Below are 18086 nucleotides of genomic sequence, written 5' to 3' on the forward strand. Positions count from 1 at the left end.
TCCATGCGCGACCTGACCGGAGTCATCGGACACCGTCCGCGGCCGTTCTCCGAGTTCGAGATGGGCGTTGGAGCGCCCGCCTTCAACGGGGACGAGCTGTGCACGTACGCGGTGCCCACGGCCAAGACGGTCGAGAGCGCGGTGTCCGGCATCTACGCCGACCTGCCCCGCAGGGTGCAGAACAACGTGCTGGACATCGTGACGGAACTGATCGGCATCGCCAAGGGATCCGGCCAGCCGATGCGGGGAGTGGTGCAGGCCCACGTGCCGGCCTGCACCCTGTCCCTGGGCTGGTTCGAGGACGGGGGCTTCCACTACCCCCTGATCACGGTGTTCAGCCCTGACCCCGAGATGCCCGAGCTGCCCGACGCGGCGGGATCGCTGCGGAACTGGGTCGTCCGGCTGATCTCGCGCACCTTCCGGTGCGGCGCTTTCGGCCACAGCGGCCGGGGCAAGACCTTCTGGGCCGTGGTGGACTTCCAGGAGACCCCGCCCACCGCCTGACCTACGCCCGGCATCCACCGATCCGGGCGACGCAGTGGCCGGCCTCCACCCCGACGGGGTGGAGGCCGGTACTTCTTTCTGCCGCCGATCGGGAGTCCCCCGCCCGGCTCGAAGAAATTCCAGAAAGCGTGTTGACGCCTCGGCGGGCTTCCGCACGGTCCACTATGCGGGTCCTCGCGACCCGTCATTTTGTTCACATGTGATTGCAACTGAAACGGGGTATTGATATGTCCAAGGAAATTGGCAAGAACGAAGAGGGCACCATCGTCATCACCGACGAGGGCGTCATCGACGTCGAGACCAAGTGATCAAGGCGCGGCCTGAGGCCGCGGTGATCTGATCGACAGACCGCCCTCGTCCCGGACATCCGGGGCGAGGGCGGTTCTTCTTCTCGTCCGGCCGCCGCCGGGTCAGTCGCGGAGGCGGACGCGGCAGGCGAGGTGCAGGGCGAACGCGGTGTCGGGGTCGGTCAGGTCGGCGCCGAGCCTTTCGACGATCTTCCTGATCCGGTAGTTGACCGCGTTCGGGTGCAGCGCCAGCCGGGAGGCGGCGGCCTTCAACGAGCCGCGCGCGTCGAGATAGGCGCACAGCGTGGCGATGGCCTCGGCCGACCGCTCCGGGCCGAGCGCGTCGAGCGGCCGCAGCAGGTCGTCGACCACCCGGAGGCTGAGCGGCGAGGTGGCGATCTGGGCGAGCACCCGGTTGATGCCCGCGGCGTCGAAGGCGTGGACGAGTTCGCGGGAGCGGACGGCGATCGCCGCGGCCGCGCGGGCCTCGGTGGCCGACTGGCGCAGCCCTTCGATCCCGCGCTGCGCCGTGCCGATCCCGAAGCGCAGCACCGTGCCGGGATGCTCCTCGGCCACGGCGGCCCGCACGGAGTCGATCAGCAGGAGGGCGCGCGGCTGGCGGATCTCGGTCCGGGCGGTGCCGACCAGCACGATGTCGGCGGCGAGGCGGGCCAGGTTCCACGCCTCGCCGGACGGCTGCCGGGCCTGGTGGGTGCGCAGGGTGAGGGTGTCGAACAGCCGCCGCAGTTCCGCGAGTTCGGCGGGGTCCGGGCCGGGCGGCCTGTCCGGCGTCATCCAGATCACGGTGTGCAGGTCGTCGACGGCCAGGCCGAGCAGCCGGGCCCGGTCGGCCAGTGCCCCCGCCTGGGCCCGCTCGGTGACGATCAACTCGGTGAGGATGTCGGACCGGGTCTGGCCTGGCGCGGTCTCCCGCTCCAGCGCGAACTGCCGCAGCCGGCCGATCGCGGCGGCCACCGCGGGAAGCACCAGCCGGACAGCGTCGTCGGGCGGACCCGTCACGCCGCCCTGGCGGCGGCCCGCCACCCAGATCGGCTCCACGCCGGCCGGCCCCGCCGGCTCGTCGGTCGTCGTCAGGGTTCGGCCGAGCACCGCCCCGACCCGTTCCAGCAGCGCGGCGACGCGGTCGCCGCCGGCGGCGCCGGGGGAATCGCCGACCTCGCGGACGATCCGCAGCGCGGCCTGCGCGCGGGCGAGCGAGTCGGCGGCGTCGCCGCGGATCACCTGGCCGAGGTAGAGCACGAGCTCGGCGACGTCGCAGTCCTCTTCGGCCGCGAGCACGGCCAGGCGTGCCCGTTCGGCCAGCCGGGCGGCGGTGATCGGCAGCGGTCCGCAGCCGATGAGCACCAGCGCGGGCACGCCGCGTTCGGCGGCGGTCCGGACGGCGATGTCGAGTTCGTATCCGGCGGCCCTCGCGGCCGACCGGCCCGTCACGACGACCAGTGCGCCCTCCGGGGCGCGCCGCAGCCGCGCCAGCACCTCGACCGCGGTGACGGAGGTGAGCGGCACGGCGTCGGCCGGGCCGGCGAGCAGGGTGAGGGGGAGCCGGGAACCGGCCCCGACCAGGTCCGCGACAAAGGACACCCCCGCATTGTGCCACTGGCACAAACACTGGCGAAACCTTGTGCCCTCCACCCTTCCGCCAGGTCAGGCGGTGGGGACATTCTTCCAGCATGCAGATGACACCTTCGAGGACCGGTCGCGTGACTCTCGACGACGTTCCGGCGCTCGCCCGCGGCTGCGCGATCCTGGGAACCGGGGGCGGCGGGGACGTCGAGACGGGCACGCTGACCGCGGTCCGGGCGATCGACGAGTTCGGCGAGGTGCCGCTCATCCCGCTGTCGGAGGTGCCCGACGACAGCCTCGTCCTTCCGCTGTCAGGGATCGGAGCGCCCACCGTCGCCCACGAGATGCTCATGAGCGGGGAGGAGCCGCTGCTCATCCGGGACGAGGTCGAGCGGATCCTCGGCCGTCCGGTGGCCGCGGTGATGGCGTGCGAGATCGGCGGCTCGAACGGCGTCGGGCCGGTCGGCTGGGCGGCGCGGCTCGGCCTGCCGCTGGTCGACGCCGACGGCATGGGACGGGCGTTCCCCGAGGTCCAGATGGTCGCGATGTACGTGGCGGAGCGGCCGGTGAACATCGTCGTCCTGGCCGACGTCCAGGGCAACGTCACCATGGTCCGCCCCGTCGACGGGCTGTGGTCGGAGCGCATCTCCCGCGCGGTCTGCGTCGCCAGCGGGGCGTCCGCGCTGATGGCCGACTACGTGCTGACCGGCGCGCAGGCCCGGGGCGCGGTCATCGAGGGGACCGTGAGCAAGGCCCTCGCGATCGGCCACGCCGTGCGGGACGGCTCCGACCCGCTCGGTTCCCTGTGCGCGACGCTGGACGCCACCGTCCTGATCACCGGGAAGGTCATCGACGTTGAGCGGCGGACGGGCGGCGGGTTCGTCCGCGGCAGCCTGGTCGTCGACGGCACGGGCGACGACCGCGGCCGCCTGCTCCGGGTGGAGATCCAGAACGAGAACCTGATCGCGCTGGAGGACGGCCGGCCGCGCGCCTGCGTCCCCGACCTGATCACCGTGGTGGACGCGCAGACCGCCGGCGCCATCTCGACCGAGTCGCTGCGCTACGGACAGCGGGTGGCGGTGCTGTCCTGGCCGTGCGACCCGATCTGGCGGACCGAGCGCGGTCTCGCCACGGCCGGCCCGCGGGCGTTCGGCTACGACATCGACTACACGCCCGTGGAGGAGCTCAACCATGGCTGAACCTACGTCCGGCGCCGCCGCCCAGGACCTGCGCATCGGCGTCGACGTCGGCGGCACCAACACCGACGCGGTCGTCCTCAGCGCCAAGGGCGAGGTCCTGGCCAGGACGAAGCAGGCGACCACCCCCGACGTCACCTCGGGCCTGCACGCGGCGCTGACCGCGGTGCTCGACCGGCTCGGCGACGACGTCCGGCGGGTGGGCCGGGTGATGCTCGGCACCACGCACGCCACCAACGCGATCCTGGAGCGGCGCGGACTCGGCAAGGTGGCCGCGATCCGGCTCGGCGGCCCGGCCACCACCTCGGTGCCCCCGGCGCAGTCCTGGCCGGCGGACCTGTCCGCCGCGATCACGGCGCGCACGGCCGTGCTCCCCGGCGGCCACTACGTCGACGGCAGGCCGATCTCCGAGCTCGACACCGGCGCGCTGCGCGCCGTGCTCGCCGACATCGCCGAGGAGGCCGACGCGATCGCGCTGACGAGCGTGTTCAGCCCCGCCTTCTCCGACCAGGAGATCGAGGCGGCCGAGATCGTCCGAGACGAGCTCGGTGACGCGGTGCCCATCTCGATGAGCCACGAGATCGGCACGCTCGGGCTGCTGGAGCGGGAGAACGCCACGATCCTCAACGCCGCCCTCTACCGGGTCATCAGCGCCGTGTGGGACGGGCTGCAGCACACGCTCGCCGAGCGGGGACTGGACGTCACCACCTACTTCGCGCAGAACGACGGCACCCTGATGGCGATCGACTACGCCGTCCGGTACCCGGTGCTGACGATCGGCTCGGGCCCGGCCAACTCCATCCGGGGCGCGGCGTTCCTGTCCGGCCTCACCGACGCGATCATCGCGGACGTGGGCGGCACCTCGACCGACTTCGGCGTGCTGCACGCCGGCTTCCCCCGGGAGTCGTCGGCCGGCGTCGAGATCGGCGGGGTGCGGACCAACTTCCGGATGCCCGACATCCTCGCGCTCGCGCTCGGCGGCGGCACCGTCGTCGGGCCGGACGGGGCGGTCGGGCCGCGGTCGGTCGGGTACCGGATCACCGAGGAGGCGCTGACCTTCGGCGGCGACACCCCCACCATGACCGACGCCGGGGCGCTGGCCGGGCGCGGCGCGCCGGCCGGCACGCCGATCCCGGAACGGCTGCGCGGCACGCTCGGCTCGGCGGTGGAGACGGCCGACCAGATGCTCGCGGACGCGGTCGACCGGATGACCCTCGGCAAGACCGACCAGCCGCTGATCGCGGTGGGCGGCGGGTCGTTCCTGATCCCCGACTCCCTGCCCGGCGTCGCCGAGGTGATCCGCCCCGCCCACGGGGACGTGGCCAACGCCGTCGGCGCGGCGATCGCCATGGTCAGCGGGACCATTGAGACCATCATCCCGGCCGGCGAGGGCCGCAGGGAGGCCATCGCGGAGGCGTCCGAACTCGCCGGCCGCCGGGCCGTGCAGGCCGGAGCCGATCCGGCCGGAGTGGAGGTCGTGGAGATCACCGAAGTACCGATGAGTTACCTGCCCGAACCCGCGCTGCGGCTGCGGGTCAAGGCCGCCGGCCCGCTCGGCAACCTCTAGCCCGGCCCCCCACTCCCCCTGTCCGGTCCCCCCAGCAAGGAGATCCCGTCATGTCCCGGCGCATAAGATCACTGGCGCTCGCGGCGGCACTCGCCGTGACCGTCACCGGCTGCTCGGGCGGAGCCGTCCGCAAGGCGGCCTCCTCGTCCAGCACGTTCGTCTACTCGTTCAACCTCAACGTCGTCACCGACTGGGATCCCGCGACCTCGTACTCCAACGAGATCATCGCGATGCAGAACGTCTACGAGTCGCTGACCCGCTACAACACCAAGGCGAAGAAGGTCGAGCCGCGGCTCGCCACCAAGTGGACCTCGTCCGACGAGGGCAAGAAGTGGACGTTCACCCTGCGCGACGGCGTGAAGTTCCACACCGGCACGGCGCTGACCTCCAGCGCCGCCAAGGCCGCGATCGAGCGGACGATGAAGATGAAGGGCGGCGCCGCCTACATCTGGGACCCGGTGAAGTCGATCGAGACGCCGGACCCGCACACGCTGGTGTTCGAGCTGAAGTACGCGGCGCCGCTCGACCTCGTCTCCTCCTCCGGCTACGCCTCCTACATCTACGACACGAAGGCGCCCGGCGGCGGAGAGCTGAAGGACTACGTCGCGAAGGGCCACGACACCGGCACCGGCCCGTACACCGTCGCCTCCTGGAACAAGGGGCAGGAGGCCGAGGTCCGGCTGGGCCAGTTCAAGGAGTACTGGGGCGGCTGGAAGGGCTCGCACTACACGAGCGTCGAGTTCCGCAACACCCCGCAGGTCACCACCGCGTGGCAGCAGTTGCAGGCCGGTGACGTCACCTATGTGCACAGGCTCAACCCGCAGCTGTTCGCCCAGGCGAAGGGGATGAAGAGCCTCGGGACCCAGTCGGTGCCGTCGTTCCAGAACCTCCTGGCGTTCTTCAACACCGAGTCCGGTCCGCTGAAGGACGTCAAGCTTCGCAAGGCCGTCCAGGCGGCGATCGACTACAACGGTCTCGTGTCGACGCTGAAGGGTTCGGGTACCGCCGCCAGCGGCGTCGTCCCGACCGGGCTGACCGGGGCGACCCCGGGCCTGGCCGGTCGCCAGGACACGGCGGCGGCGACGCGGCTGCTGAACGAGGCGGGGTACGGGCCGGGCAAGAAGTCGCTGACGCTCGACCTCACCTACGCCCAGGGCGACGACGACCAGCAGAAGTTCGTGACGCTGCTCAGCTCCGCGCTCAAGGGGCTGAACGTGAAGCTGCAGGCCAAGCCGATGCAGTGGGACGCCCAGTGGGACCGCGCCAAGAGCAAGGACGCGTCCAAGCGCCAGGACGTCTTCGTCATGTACTGGTACCCGGACTACCCGGACGCCTACAGCTGGTTCCTGAACCTGTTCCGCTCGGCCGACCCGGTCAACTTCAACCTCACCTACCTCGACGACTCCGGCATCGACGACGAGATCGACAAGCTGCCGGAGCTGACCGCGACGAACCGTTCCGCGGCGGAGGCGTCGTACGCCTCGCTCCAGCGCAAGCTCCTGGTCGACCAGGCCGTCGCCGCGCCCCTGTTCGTCCAGCAGTACCAGCGGGCGTACTCGGCGGACGTCGACGGCTACACCGACGACCCCGCGTACCCCAACGTCGTGTTCGCCCACGAGATCAGCCCGGCTGCGTGACATGACCCGTTACCTGCTCCGACGCCTGGCACAGGCCGCGTTCGTCGTGGCCGGTGTCGTGGTGCTCACCTTCGTGGTGATGCGGCTGGTCCCCGGGGACCCGGCGGTGACCTACGCCGGGCCCCGGGCCTCCGCCGCCGAACTCGCCCGGACCCGCGCGGAACTCGGACTGGACGACACGCTGCCCCTCCAGCTGTGGGACTACCTCTCCTCGCTGGTCCGGGGCGACTGGGGCATCAGTCTGCACACCCGCCAGGACGTGCTCGGCGACATCTCCACCGCCTTCCCCGCCTCGCTGGAGCTGGTCGGAGCCGGTGTGATCATCGCGGTGCTGGTGGGCATCCCGCTCGGGGTGCTCGCCGCCCGGTACCGCGGCCGTCCGGCCGACGGCTCCATCCGGATCACCTCGATGGCGGGCGTGTCGGTGCCGGTCTTCCTGCTGGCGCTCTTCGCGCAGAACGTGTTCGCCACCAAGCTGGGCTGGCTGCCCGTCGCCGGCGAGTACGACCCCTCGCTCGACGGCACCAGCCCGCTGCACCTGTACACCAACATCACGGCGGTGGACGCGCTGATCACCGGGAACTGGCCGGTCCTCGGCAGCACCCTGGCCCACCTGGTGCTGCCCGCGGCGGCGATCGCCGCCTACCCGACCGGCGTGGTCGCCCAGATGACCCGCGCCGCGCTGATCGAGGAGTCCACGCAGAACCACGCGCGCCTGGAACGCGCGCTCGGTTTCACCCGATGGCAGGTGCTGACCCGGTTCTCGCTGCGGCCGGCGCTCAGCCCGGTGCTGGCGCTGCTGGCGCTCGTCTTCGCGTTCTCCCTGGTGAACGCCTTCCTCGTCGAGGCCATCTTCAACTGGCCGGGGCTCGGCCGGTACGCCGCCGACTCGATCCGCTCGTCCGACGCCCCCGCCATCGCGGGCGTCACCATCGCGATCGCGTTCACCTATGTCATCGTCAACCTGCTGGTGGACCTCGCGCAGGCCGCCATCGACCCGCGGGTGAGGATCAGATGACCGCTCTCGACACCCCCGCCGCGCCCCTACGGGCGCGGCCCGTGCACCGGGCGCTGCGGGCGGCCCGCACCGACCGGCTGGCCGCCCTCGGCGCCGTCGTCCTCGCCCTGATCGTGATCGCGGCGCTCGCGGCTCCGCTGCTGGCGCCCTACCCGGGCGACGGGACCGACGCGACCCATCCGGCCCAGGCGCTGCGGGCGCCGGGCGCCGAGCACTGGTTCGGGACGGACGGGGTCGGCCGCGACCTGCTCACCCGGGTGCTCTACGGGGCGCGCACCTCACTGACGATCGCCGTCGCGGTGCTCGCCCTGTCCGCGGTCATCGGCGTGCTGCTCGGCGTCGTCGCCGGCTACGCGGGCGGGATCGTCCGGGACGTGATCATGCGGATCACCGACGTGTTCCTGGCCTTTCCCGCGCTGCTGCTGTCGGTGGCGCTGGCGCTCGTGCTGCATCCGGGGACGCAGGGGGCGATCATCGCCATCACCGCCTCCTGGTGGCCCTGGTACGCCCGGATGAGCGCGGTCGCCGCGACGTCCATCAGATCGCGCGGCTTCATCGACGCGGCCCGCTGCCTCGGCGGATCCCGGACGCGGATCGTGCTGCGGCACGTCCTGCCCAACTCGCTGACCCCGGTGCTGGTCCAGCTGTCCCTGGACGCGGGCGGGGTCATCCTCACCGCCGCGGCGCTGTCCTTCCTCGGCCTCGGGCCGCAGGAGCCCACCGCGGAATGGGGGCTGATGGTCCAGCAGGGGCAGAGCCTGTTCACCACGAACTGGTGGGTGGTCGCGTTCCCGGGCCTGGCCATCGTGATCACCGCGTTCTGCTTCAACGTCCTCGGCGAGGGCCTGCGGGCGGCCCTCGACCCCCGGCGGGAGGTCACCCGATGAAAGCGGTGCTCACTGCGGAGAACCTGCGGGTGCGGGCCGGCGACCTGCTGCTGGCCTCGCTCGACGAGTTGAGCGTCGGCCCCGGCGAGTGCGCCGCGATCGTCGGCGAGAGCGGTTCGGGCAAGACCACCGCCCTGAACGCGATGCTCGGGTTGACCGACGGGCTGCAGGTCAGCGGAAGGATCGTCGTCAACGGCACGGACGTCGTGACGGCGGACGAGCGGACGCTGTCGCGGATGCGCGGCTCGGTCATCGCCCTGGTCAGCCAGAGCCCGCAGGCGTCCCTCAACCCCACGATGCGGCTCGGGACACTGCTCAAACGGGTGCTCGCCCGGCACGGGCTGCGCGGCGCCGAGGCCCGCGAGCGGACCGAGGAGGCGCTGCGCAGCGTCCTGCTCGACCCGGGGCTGCTGCGCCGCTACCCGCACCAGGTCTCCGGCGGCCAGGCGCAGCGCTTCGCCATCGCGATGGCCGTCGCGCTGCGCGCCGACGTGATCCTCGCCGACGAGCCCACCAGCGCGCTGGACGTCACCGTCCAGGCCGCCGTCCTGGACCTGCTGGCCCGGCTGCGCGACGAGCACGGCATCGCCCTGGTCTTCGTCTCGCACGACCTGGCCGTCGTGTCCGGCATCGCCGACCACGTCGTCGTCATGCGGCAGGGCGAGGTGGTCGAGGCGGGGCCGGCCGCCGGCGTCCTGCAAAGCCCCTCCGCCGCCTACACCCGGGAACTGCTCGACGCGGTCCCCGCGATCGGGGAGTGACCATGCTCAGCGCGGACGACCTCAACGTCAGCTACGACCGGACGCCGGTGGTCCGCGGCGTCTCGCTCACGGTGCCGGAGAACTCCGGCGGGGTGGCGGTCATCGGGGAGAGCGGATCCGGCAAGACCACCATCGCCCGGGCGCTGCTCGGCCTGGTCAAGCCCGACCGCGGCCGGGTGCTGTTCCGCGACCGCGACATCGCCCGGCTCGACCGGGCGGGGCGGGCGCTGTACCGCTCGCAGGTCCAGCCGGTCTTCCAGGACGGCAGCGAGGCCCTCGATCCCCGGATGCGCGTCGGCGCCTCGATCTCCGAGGCGCTGCGGATCCGGCGGCGCCGCGCCGGCGGCGAGCCCGGGGGCAAGGACGGGGACCTCCCGTCGGTGACGGAGCTGCTCACCGACGTCGGCCTCGATCCTGCCCTCGCCGGGCGCCGTCCCCACCAGCTGTCCGGCGGGCAGCGGCAGCGCGTGGTCATCGCCCGGGCGCTGGCGGTCGACCCGCGGCTGCTCGTCCTGGACGAGCCGACCAGCGCCCTGGACGTCACCGTGCAGGCCCACGTCCTGGACCTGCTGTCGGGGCTGCGGGACGAGCACGGACTGAGCTACCTGCTGATCACCCACAACCTGGCCATCGTCGACCGGCTCTGCGACACCGTGCACGTCCTGTTCGCCGGGCGGATCGTGGAGTCCGGGCCGATCGGCACCGTGCTCGGCGCGCCCGCCCACCCCTACACCGCCGCGCTGCGCGACGCCGTCCCCCGGCTCGGCACGGCGCACCGGACCACCGGCGCCTCGGACGCCCTGCCCGCCGCCGACGGCTGCCCGTTCCGGAACCGCTGCCCGATCGCGGTCGACCGGTGCGCCACCGAGGATCCGCGGCTGCTGCCGCTGACCGGCGAGCACAGCGTCGCCTGCCACGAGGCGGTCCCGGCCAAGACCGACGAGACCCGGTCCGGCGCAGGGCTGTGAAAGAAGGGACGGCGGGAGGACTGGTCCTCCCGCCGTCATATGTGAATGCGTGGCGCTGGCCGGCGTCACGCTGGATGGATTCCACGGTTCGGGGGCGCGGGTTGGCCGGCCCGGCCCCCGACAGTGTCCAGGTGTGCGGAGAGGGCCGTCTCCACCCGCCTGCTCCGCCTCTGGGGCGGTGTACGTCCCGCCGTCAGGCGGGCGATGCGCCTGCCGCCGCGACCGCCGTCAGGACTCCGTCGCCGGGGTGTTCGCCTGAGCGCGGCGAAGCTCCTCCATGGCCGTCCTGACCGCGGCTTCGGCGGCCTCCTGCTGGGCCGCGGCGGTCTGCGCCTGGGCCGTGGCCCTCTGCGCCTCGGTCCGGGCCTTCACCGCCGTGGACTCCGCCTTCTCCGCGTCGGCGCGAGCCTTCGCGAGCCTGGCCTCGGCCACCCGGCGAGTGGCCTGGGCGACGGCCGCCTCGCAGTCCGCGAACTCCTGGGTCAGCCTTTCGAGCGTCTCCAGGACCTTGCCGCGCTCCTCCAGGGCGTGCTGCAGGACGGCCTCGGGGCCGGCCGACGACAGCTCGATGAGCGGCGCGGGACTCCGGTCCTTGAGGCTGAGGCTGATCTGGGCGACCGCTGCCGCGGCCACCGTGATGACGACGACCCCGGCCCACTGGATCGGGAGGATCCGCGTGTCCAGGAAGGCCAGCCCGACGAGCGTGGCGATCAGCGGACTCACGGTGAGGATCACCGCGTACACGGCGTCGCCCGCGTGCTCCCTCGCCGGCATCTGGATGATGCGGGTCAGGGTGTTGTTCAGCAGCCCCGCGAGTACCGCCCACAGGACGATCCCCCAGCTCAGGAAGGCGAAGCCTCCGGTGAGCATGACGATGCCGCCGGCGAGCAGGCCGACGGACAGCGTCGACCAGCCGATCACCGTCTCGGTGTAGAACCGGCCCGCACCCTTGATGAGCCGGTCGGTGACGGGGAGGTACAGGGTCCGAAGACCGCCCGCCAGGAGCGCGAAGATCACCCCGAGCGGGTAGCCGCTTCCCGGCGTCGCCCCGTCCCGCTGGACGAGCAGGACCACGCCGACCGCGGCGGCCGCCGCGAAGAGCGCGAGAAGCCCGGCTCGTCCCCTGTTCCCGCTCCTGAACCCCGCGATGACGGGGATGAGAAGCGGGACGGTGTAGTAGATCCCTCCAGCGGTGCTGAAGGGGATGATCGCCAGGGCGGCGAACAGCAGCGCCTTGTCGGCGCCGATCACCCCGAAGGTCATCAGGGCGAAGAGCCGCCGCGACCGGCGCGGCATCTCGGCGGCCGGCCTGTCGTCCCCGCCCTTCCCGGTCAGCTTCCAGAGGAAGATGCGGAGCAGCAGCAGGAGACCGCCGAAGGTCGCCTCCAGCGCCGTCGCCTGGTGCACCTGCAGCCCATTGGCGCCGATCAGCCGGTTGTCCAGGATGGCCTTGCCCCCCGCGGAGCTGAGCCGGTCCGATAGTCCGAGCACCACGCCCCACCAGGGGTAGCGCGTGCGTGCAGAATTCTTGTTTGTCATTTCCGGAACTCCTTGAGCGAGGGTGCGCACAAAGAGAACCGGTCGTGACCCGGCTCCCTTTGTCGCACCGATGAACGGATACGACTCCGTGAAGCCGGGTCGTGCTCAACGATCTTCAGGCATGCCGACTCAGCTGCGAAGACCTGCAGGTTGCCGCCCGATGAACAGGCCCTTACGAAATGCTCTTGACGCCATTTCCGGCACTAGGCTGCAAGAGTGCGGACCCTCCCCTGAAAGCCGCGGCGTCGTGAACCGCCGGCGAGGGCCCACCGAGACGGCGGGAACTTCCGGAAGAACTCCCCGGAGGCTCCCGCCGTTTTCGTCGTCACGTCCCGTGCCTCTATCGCCACGCCCGATACCGCGAACCCACAACTCGAGTGGCACCGGAGAGCGCACCCCACAACGGCCGCCGATGGGACCAATCCACATTGGCAGGCACGATCAGGCGACATTTTCGTATTGGCTCTTGACAGAGCGCCAGCTCGTCGCCTATTAGGCGCGCCGTTCGCGACCGTTCAACCGATCCGGCAAATATTTCTCGTTGCGTTTCGCGGAGGTTTCGGGACGGTTAACAGTGTCCGGCACCCGCCGGCACCATCTCCGGATGGTGTCCGGCACCCGCCGGACACCGTCTGTGGCTCTAGGGGCCACGAGATGGATCGTTCCAAACAACAGGAGGACAGGACCCATGAAACGGAGTCCTTCCAAGTGGCGTGGCTCGTTGAAGTCTCCGGACATCCGCGACCTCGCCGTGCTCGCCAACGGTCTGGGCGAGGGTTTCCTCGTCGACCGTAGGTCATGCGTCGTCGCAGCGGGTTTCGGAGACGCCGACGGCGTCCCGATGATCACCGCGCTGTACGACGCGCCGTGGAAGACCGGCCTCCGGCTCGCGCTGGAGGACAGGGAATTCCCGGCCAACCGCAGGTACGAGGACCTGTCGCACACCCTGGTGTCGACGTGGGTGAGCAAGACCGGAACCGCCCGGGAACAGGCGTTGATGGTCGGATCGCCCGGATCCTCGAACTTCGGCCAGATGGTGCGCCTGCTCACCTGTGAGCGGGGGTCCGTCAAGGCCCGCCTGGACCTCGCCCTGTGCTACGGGTACCGGGGCGAGCAGCCGCTCGTCTGGACCGTCACGGAGTTCAGGCTGGGGGAGTACATCGTCGCCGAGGCGGAGGTCGAGGGCCGCAAGCTGGTCTTCGCCACCAACATGGAGCTCGAGTTCGACGACGGCATGACCTCCGTCACGGGCCGCCTGGCCCTGGAGGCGGAAGGGAAGGCCTGGATCTGGCTCGGGTGGCGCGACAACCCCGTTCCGAGGTCGGACGAGGAGATCGAGCAGCTCGTCAGGGAGTCCGACGACGGCTGGGCCCGCTGGGTCCAGACCCTCGACCGGATCCCCGACAACGAGACCGCGTCCGACATGACCAGGTGGGCGATCCTGCTCCGGGGCCTCGGCCACCGGGCGGGGACGTTCTTCGCGGCCTTCGGGCGCAGCCTCCCCGAGGACATCCCGGACTGGCTCCGCCAGGCGATCCGGACGTGGGACTACTTCTTCCACTGGCTCCGGGACGGCGGGCTCACGGTGTCCATCCTGGACGACCTGGGAGACCGCGAGGTCCTTCGGGACATCGTGGAGTGGTACAAGTCCATCCCGGACTTCGGCACGGACACGAAGATCATGTACGGGCCGCGCGGGGAGAACGTGGCTCAGCAGGGGGAGCACATCGTCCCCGAGCTGGGCTACCGCGGTTCCATCTTCCGCTACGGCAACGGAGCGGGAGACCAGGACCAGCACGACCGGTGGGTGTACCCGCTGGAGCACCTGTGGCGCGCGACCCAGCGCGGCATGCTCGACCCGGAGCTCCAGTGCCTGGTGGTCGGCCTGGCCGAGCAGGCCGCGCGGGCGGCCTTCAAGGCTTGTTCGGGGGTCTGGGAGGTCCGTCGCCAGGCCGGCGAGTCGTTCGTCGTCTACGCGTCGGCCCAGCTCCTGAACGCCCAGGCCCTGCACTTCGCCGCCAAGATCTTCGAGTCCCTGGGCTGGGAGTTCATGGCTCGCAAGTACAGGAAGCTGGCCAAGAAGGTCAAGCGCTGGGTCCTGAAGAACTGCGTCCACAAGGGCGTCATCGTGGCCGCCCCCGGGCTGAACGTCCTCGACTCGTCGATCCTCCTGGCCTTCCTCATGGGTCAGGACGTGTTCAACCTCGACGACCCGAGTGACAGGCGGCTCGTGGAGGCCACGGTTCGCGCCATCGACGCGCCCTCTGACGACCCGAGCAACCCCTTCCAGGGGCTTCGGATCGGCCCGGGACACGTCCGGTACCACGCAGCGTCCTTCGGCGACGGCATCACGTCGGAGGAGGAGGGCACGTTCAACAACGTGACCGGCTGGGTGGCACAGGTCTTCCTGCGGCTCGGCGAGTTGGAACGTGCCGACGCCGTCATGGCGGACCTCCTGCTCGGTCGCAACGACCTGGGCATGTGGTCCGAGGAGCTCATGGTGCAGGGGAACCTGCGCCTGCACCTGGGCAATCCGGACCAGGGGTACCCCCTCGTCACGGCGCTCGCCTACGGCCTCGAGCGTGCGGCATTCGTCGCTGCGCTGTACAACCGCTCCGAGGACGCGGCCGCGTAGGCCCCACACCGGCCCGCGCCATCATCGGCGGGCCGGCTCGACTGAATCCGTCCGACCGGTCCGGGTCCCACGACCCGGGCCGGTCCCGACCGCAACAAAGCTGAAGATTCGGCTCACGCCTCTCGGGGCGTGGCCGCTGAAACAGTCGCAACAAGACCGGCCCGCCCTGTTCCAGGTGCGGGCCGGTTCTTTTTCTACACGGGATGTGCTCCCCGAAGGGGCACAAATAGCTACGGCCGGTCCTGGAAGGACCGGCCGTGGGTCGTGCCGGACGTCGGGGGCGAACCTCCGGCATGAACTATGGATAGCGGAAGGCGACCCTGCGCGTAGGCAAGGAGAACGGAGAAGAGGGGAACTCCTCCGTTCGGCATGGAATGCGGAGGGGTCTTGCCGCCTCCGCATTCCATTTCCGTGCCGTTCTCGGACACGTACCGTTCGCAGGATGCGCGGGTCGCGTTCAACGACCTTCGGACACGCCGTCTCAGCTGCGTAGACCTTCAGTGTGCGTCCGGTGAGGTTGCGTTTCGCGGAGGTTCCGGGACGGTCGACGGTGTCCGGCGCCCGCCGGACACCGTCTGTGGCCCTCGGGGCCACGAGATTAATCGCTCAAATCACAGAGGGGCAGAGCTCATGGAACGTACCGCTGGATCCGAGCCGCCGGTCACCGTGACGCCGGGCAGCGTGGCCCCGGACAGGGTGACGCTGGAGGCACTGCACCTGTTCAGCCTCCTCGCGCCGGGCCACCTCGCATTCCTCCGCTGCCTCGTCGAGGAGTTCAACCGCGGCAAGAAGATCGCGGAGATCATGTACGGCGTCTCCACGACCCTCGTGGAGGAGATCCCGGCGGGCCTGCGCGGTTACCGGGGCACTCCTCCGGAGGCTGTCGAGAACGGCGCATACGACCAGTAGGACGACGTCTGGGATCGGCATCGATCTGATCAGACGACGCCGTTTGGACCTGATCGAGGCCGCAAGGTCATGATCGGGCCCGAGCGGCCGTAACGCCGGGACGCGGTCGGCAACGGCCGCTTCCAACCACGAGGGTGGCCGGCAACGGCCACCCTCACCCGGCCCGCGTCTTCTGGACGCGGGCCGGTTCCGTTTCCGTCGGCAGCCGTGGCATGCGCGCCCCCCGGCTCCGGAAAAGGCTACGGCCGGTCCTGGGCGGACCGGCCGTAGGTCGTGCTGGACGTCGGGGGCGTCCCCCCGACGTGGTTATGGAGAACGAAGGGGGCGACCCCTCCGCATGGTGAGAACGGAGAGGAGGGAACCCCCCTCCGTTCGTCATGGAGTGCGGAGGCGGTCTCGCCGCCTCCGCACCCCGTGAGGTTCCGTGCCTGGCTCGGCTCGGACACCAAACGGGTCGTCAGATGCGGATCGGGGTTGGCCTTCCCCTCCTCGCACCCGGCCACTCCGCGGTGTCCGCCAAGGCCGACACAGCGGTGCCGCCGGAACGCGAAGTGGGGTGGCTAATCCCTCCTCGCATCCGACTGCACCGCGGCATCTGCCGAGGCCGATGCCATGGTTTCGCCGAGATGCGAGGGAGTGGCCATTCCTCCCCGCACCCGACTCCACCACGGCATCTGCCGAGTACCGGCGCCGCGTTTCGTTGGATGCGAAGGAGGGGGCCAGCCCTCACCCCGCATCCGCCTCTACGCGGTGCCGGTCAGGGCCGGATCTCCTGGATGGTGGACCTACTCGGCGCTGGTAGCGCCGACAGGACCGGTGAGCTTCTCGATCGAGTAGCTCCCGTCGGGGCGAACCTGAAGGTTGCCCCTGTCGAACGTGACGACACGCCCCCGGTTCCCGACCGTACCGCCGGTCACCGGGCCGTCGAAGCCGCCCTCGCCGAGGGACCCCTCGGAGAGGTACTTGGCCTCGAAGGTGACGTCGCCGACCTGGGCCGTGAGCCCGGCGACCTTGAAGAAGCGGGCCCGGCCGTCAGGATCGACGTCCAGCGTGCCCGACTTCCAGTCGACCGATCCGGCGCCGGAAGCCGCGGAAGCCTGAGCCTCCGCGATCAGGGCGTCGAGCTCGTCCTGGAGCCGCTCGCACGTGGCCTTCGCCTCGCGCCGCTCGGCGTCCGCCTCGCGGAACAGGACACCTGCCTGCACACGCTCGGCCTCCGCCGCGTCGCGCTTGGCGTAGGCCGTGTCGCGGTCGACGTAGGCCGCGTCACGGTCGGCATAGGCCCTCTCCCGCTCGGTGTTCGCCGCTTCGAGCTCGGCGTACACCTGCGCCAGTTCCCGGTCCATCTGGTCGAACCGCTTGGACCAGCGCTCGCGGACCGCGACGTCGATCCCCGCGCCGACGGCGGCGAGGACGACGATCCCGATGCCCACCCACTGCGAGGCGTCGAGCGTCGGGGTGTTGGGCCAACCGAAGCCTCCCAGCATGAGCGCCGCGAGGGCGCCCCAGACGGGAGCCGTCGAGGTGAGCATCGCGTTCCAGGTCTCGCTGAGCTGGTTGCGCGCCCAGTTCATCCCCAGGATCGGGATGACCATGATCAGCCCCGGGACCGCCAGGTAGAGGATCCACAGCGGCAGCGGCGAACCCTCGAAGTGGTCCGGGGTGGGCCAGACGTGCTTCCAGCCCGCGTAGGCCAGCATGAGGAAGAACGTGATGACGTTGGCCAGCAGCATTCCGATGTCCCGGTACCGCTGGCTCATCTTCTTGTTCATCTCGTCGGTGTCGAACGCCTCGGTGCCGAGGGCCGTGAGGCCCTTCTGCACCGCGTACATGTGGAGACCGACGATGCCGGCCGACAGGAGTCCGACCGCGTCGACCCGCCCGTCGCTGCTGGTCAGTGCCACGGCGAACACGACGCCGCCGATCAGCACCGCCCGCATGACGAGCTGGTTCATGAGGCGCTCGGCCACGAGGACCGACACGCCCGCCATCGCGGTGCAGAGCACCATGAAGGCGGTACGGGGGCCGGTGCCGATGCTGCGATCGGCGTAGGCGATCCCGATGTTGATCCCCATGCTCGTGAGGCCGAGGATTCCGATCCAGACCCGCCGGTAGATCACCGCGTCGACGGTGAACCCCCCGCGGATCGTGGCGAAGATCGTGATCCTCTCCTGGCCACGGGTCCCCATCTGGAACATCTGGAGACCGTAACCCCAGTACCTGGCCACCATGATGACGGCCAGCATGGGCACTCCGCCCAGGACGATGAGCTCGGCCCCCGCCAAGGGGATGTCGGCCACCGTCGTGAGCGCGCCTCCCATTCCCTGGGAGTAGAGGCTGCCGATCAGAACCACGATCGCCAGGCCCACCAGGAACTTCACCGCCCACCGAAGGATGGGGCCGCGGTTCCTTCCAACCGCGGCAATGATTTCGGACACGAGGTCCTCCTTGTGTTGCGTACCACCCGGCCCTAGACCGGAGTGGATTTCGTGTCTCGCCTGCCCTGAGGGGCAGGCGAGCCGACTCGGCGAGTCGGCACTGTTAACAGTCCCGAAACACGGCGCGACGGCAACCCGGATCTTCCACTCGGACCG

General features: G+C 70.8%; 13 protein-coding genes. 10 read left to right on the forward strand and 3 right to left on the reverse strand.

The window, feature by feature from the left end; translation table 11 throughout:
* The first annotated feature begins 3 nt into the window (after window positions 1–3).
* On the forward strand, window positions 4–504 hold the full coding sequence (locus FKD65_RS15340; protein WP_141578146.1) for a hypothetical protein: 501 nt from the start codon (window positions 4–6) through the stop codon (window positions 502–504).
* A 410-nt stretch (window positions 505–914) separates the two neighbouring features.
* Here the strand turns inward: FKD65_RS15340 and FKD65_RS15345 are convergent, their stop codons facing one another.
* Window positions 915–2393, reverse strand: a complete 1479-nt coding sequence (locus FKD65_RS15345) for a helix-turn-helix domain-containing protein (RefSeq protein WP_141578147.1) — start codon at window positions 2391–2393, stop codon at window positions 915–917.
* Window positions 2394–2512: 119 nt separating this feature from the next.
* Between FKD65_RS15345 and FKD65_RS15350 the strand changes: the two genes are divergently transcribed.
* From FKD65_RS15350 to FKD65_RS15380, 7 genes are read left to right on the forward strand one after another with little or no spacing between them, the layout of a single operon-like run.
* The gene (locus tag FKD65_RS15350) at window positions 2513–3574 is read left to right on the forward strand and encodes a DUF917 domain-containing protein (protein WP_240810161.1); all 1062 of its coding nucleotides are present in this window, start codon (window positions 2513–2515) and stop codon (window positions 3572–3574) included.
* On the forward strand, window positions 3567–5138 hold the full coding sequence (locus FKD65_RS15355) for a hydantoinase/oxoprolinase N-terminal domain-containing protein (protein ID WP_141578148.1): 1572 nt from the start codon (window positions 3567–3569) through the stop codon (window positions 5136–5138). The genes FKD65_RS15350 and FKD65_RS15355 overlap by 8 nt, the downstream gene beginning before the upstream one ends.
* Before the next feature lie 50 nt (window positions 5139–5188).
* A complete protein-coding gene (locus FKD65_RS15360; RefSeq protein WP_141578149.1) occupies window positions 5189–6775 on the forward strand; it encodes an ABC transporter substrate-binding protein in 1587 nt (528 codons plus the stop codon).
* A 1-nt stretch (window position 6776) separates the two neighbouring features.
* Window positions 6777–7793: an ABC transporter permease gene (locus tag FKD65_RS15365; RefSeq protein WP_141578150.1), complete on the forward strand. Its 1017-nt coding sequence runs from the start codon at window positions 6777–6779 to the stop codon at window positions 7791–7793.
* Window positions 7790–8680, forward strand: a complete 891-nt coding sequence (locus tag FKD65_RS15370) for an ABC transporter permease (RefSeq protein WP_141578151.1) — start codon at window positions 7790–7792, stop codon at window positions 8678–8680. The genes FKD65_RS15365 and FKD65_RS15370 overlap by 4 nt, the downstream gene beginning before the upstream one ends.
* Entirely contained in the window at window positions 8677–9441 is a 765-nt protein-coding gene (locus tag FKD65_RS15375; protein WP_141578152.1) for an ABC transporter ATP-binding protein, read from the forward strand. The genes FKD65_RS15370 and FKD65_RS15375 overlap by 4 nt, the downstream gene beginning before the upstream one ends.
* A 2-nt stretch (window positions 9442–9443) precedes the next feature.
* Window positions 9444–10409 (forward strand): ABC transporter ATP-binding protein, encoded by a 966-nt coding sequence (locus FKD65_RS15380; RefSeq protein WP_240810162.1) that lies wholly within the window; start codon window positions 9444–9446, stop codon window positions 10407–10409.
* 228 nt (window positions 10410–10637) lie between these two features.
* On the opposite strand, the gene FKD65_RS15385 is transcribed toward FKD65_RS15380, so the two are convergent.
* Entirely contained in the window at window positions 10638–11948 is a 1311-nt protein-coding gene (locus FKD65_RS15385) for a hypothetical protein (protein WP_141578154.1), read from the reverse strand.
* Window positions 11949–12669: 721 nt separating this feature from the next.
* Here FKD65_RS15385 and FKD65_RS15390 point away from each other — a divergent pair.
* Complete coding sequence (locus tag FKD65_RS15390; RefSeq protein ID WP_168221052.1) at window positions 12670–14583, forward strand: glycoside hydrolase family 15 protein; 1914 nt, start codon at window positions 12670–12672, stop codon at window positions 14581–14583.
* 630 nt (window positions 14584–15213) lie between these two features.
* Complete coding sequence (locus tag FKD65_RS15395) at window positions 15214–15492, forward strand: hypothetical protein (protein ID WP_141578156.1); 279 nt, start codon at window positions 15214–15216, stop codon at window positions 15490–15492.
* A gap of 785 nt (window positions 15493–16277) precedes the next feature.
* Here the strand turns inward: FKD65_RS15395 and FKD65_RS15400 are convergent.
* Window positions 16278–17930 (reverse strand): hypothetical protein, encoded by a 1653-nt coding sequence (locus FKD65_RS15400; protein WP_141578157.1) that lies wholly within the window; start codon window positions 17928–17930, stop codon window positions 16278–16280.
* Between the last annotated feature and the right edge of the window lie 156 nt (window positions 17931–18086).

The organism is Actinomadura sp. WMMA1423 (assembly GCF_006547145.1).
Lineage (GTDB): Bacteria > Actinomycetota > Actinomycetes > Streptosporangiales > Streptosporangiaceae > Spirillospora.

Excerpts from the sequence above, each read along its gene's own strand:
- FKD65_RS15340 (WP_141578146.1), top strand. The coding sequence starts at position 4 with ATGCGCGACCTGACCGGAGTCATCGGACACCGTCCGCGGCCGTTCTCC.
- FKD65_RS15355 (WP_141578148.1), top strand. The coding sequence starts at position 3,567 with ATGGCTGAACCTACGTCCGGCGCCGCCGCCCAGGACCTGCGCATCGGC.
- FKD65_RS15360 (WP_141578149.1), top strand. The coding sequence starts at position 5,189 with ATGTCCCGGCGCATAAGATCACTGGCGCTCGCGGCGGCACTCGCCGTG.
- FKD65_RS15365 (WP_141578150.1), top strand. The coding sequence starts at position 6,777 with ATGACCCGTTACCTGCTCCGACGCCTGGCACAGGCCGCGTTCGTCGTG.
- FKD65_RS15370 (WP_141578151.1), top strand. The coding sequence starts at position 7,790 with ATGACCGCTCTCGACACCCCCGCCGCGCCCCTACGGGCGCGGCCCGTG.
- FKD65_RS15375 (WP_141578152.1), top strand. The coding sequence starts at position 8,677 with ATGAAAGCGGTGCTCACTGCGGAGAACCTGCGGGTGCGGGCCGGCGAC.
- FKD65_RS15380 (WP_240810162.1), top strand. The coding sequence starts at position 9,444 with ATGCTCAGCGCGGACGACCTCAACGTCAGCTACGACCGGACGCCGGTG.
- FKD65_RS15385 (WP_141578154.1), bottom strand. The coding sequence starts at position 11,948 with ATGACAAACAAGAATTCTGCACGCACGCGCTACCCCTGGTGGGGCGTG.
- FKD65_RS15395 (WP_141578156.1), top strand. The coding sequence starts at position 15,214 with ATGGAACGTACCGCTGGATCCGAGCCGCCGGTCACCGTGACGCCGGGC.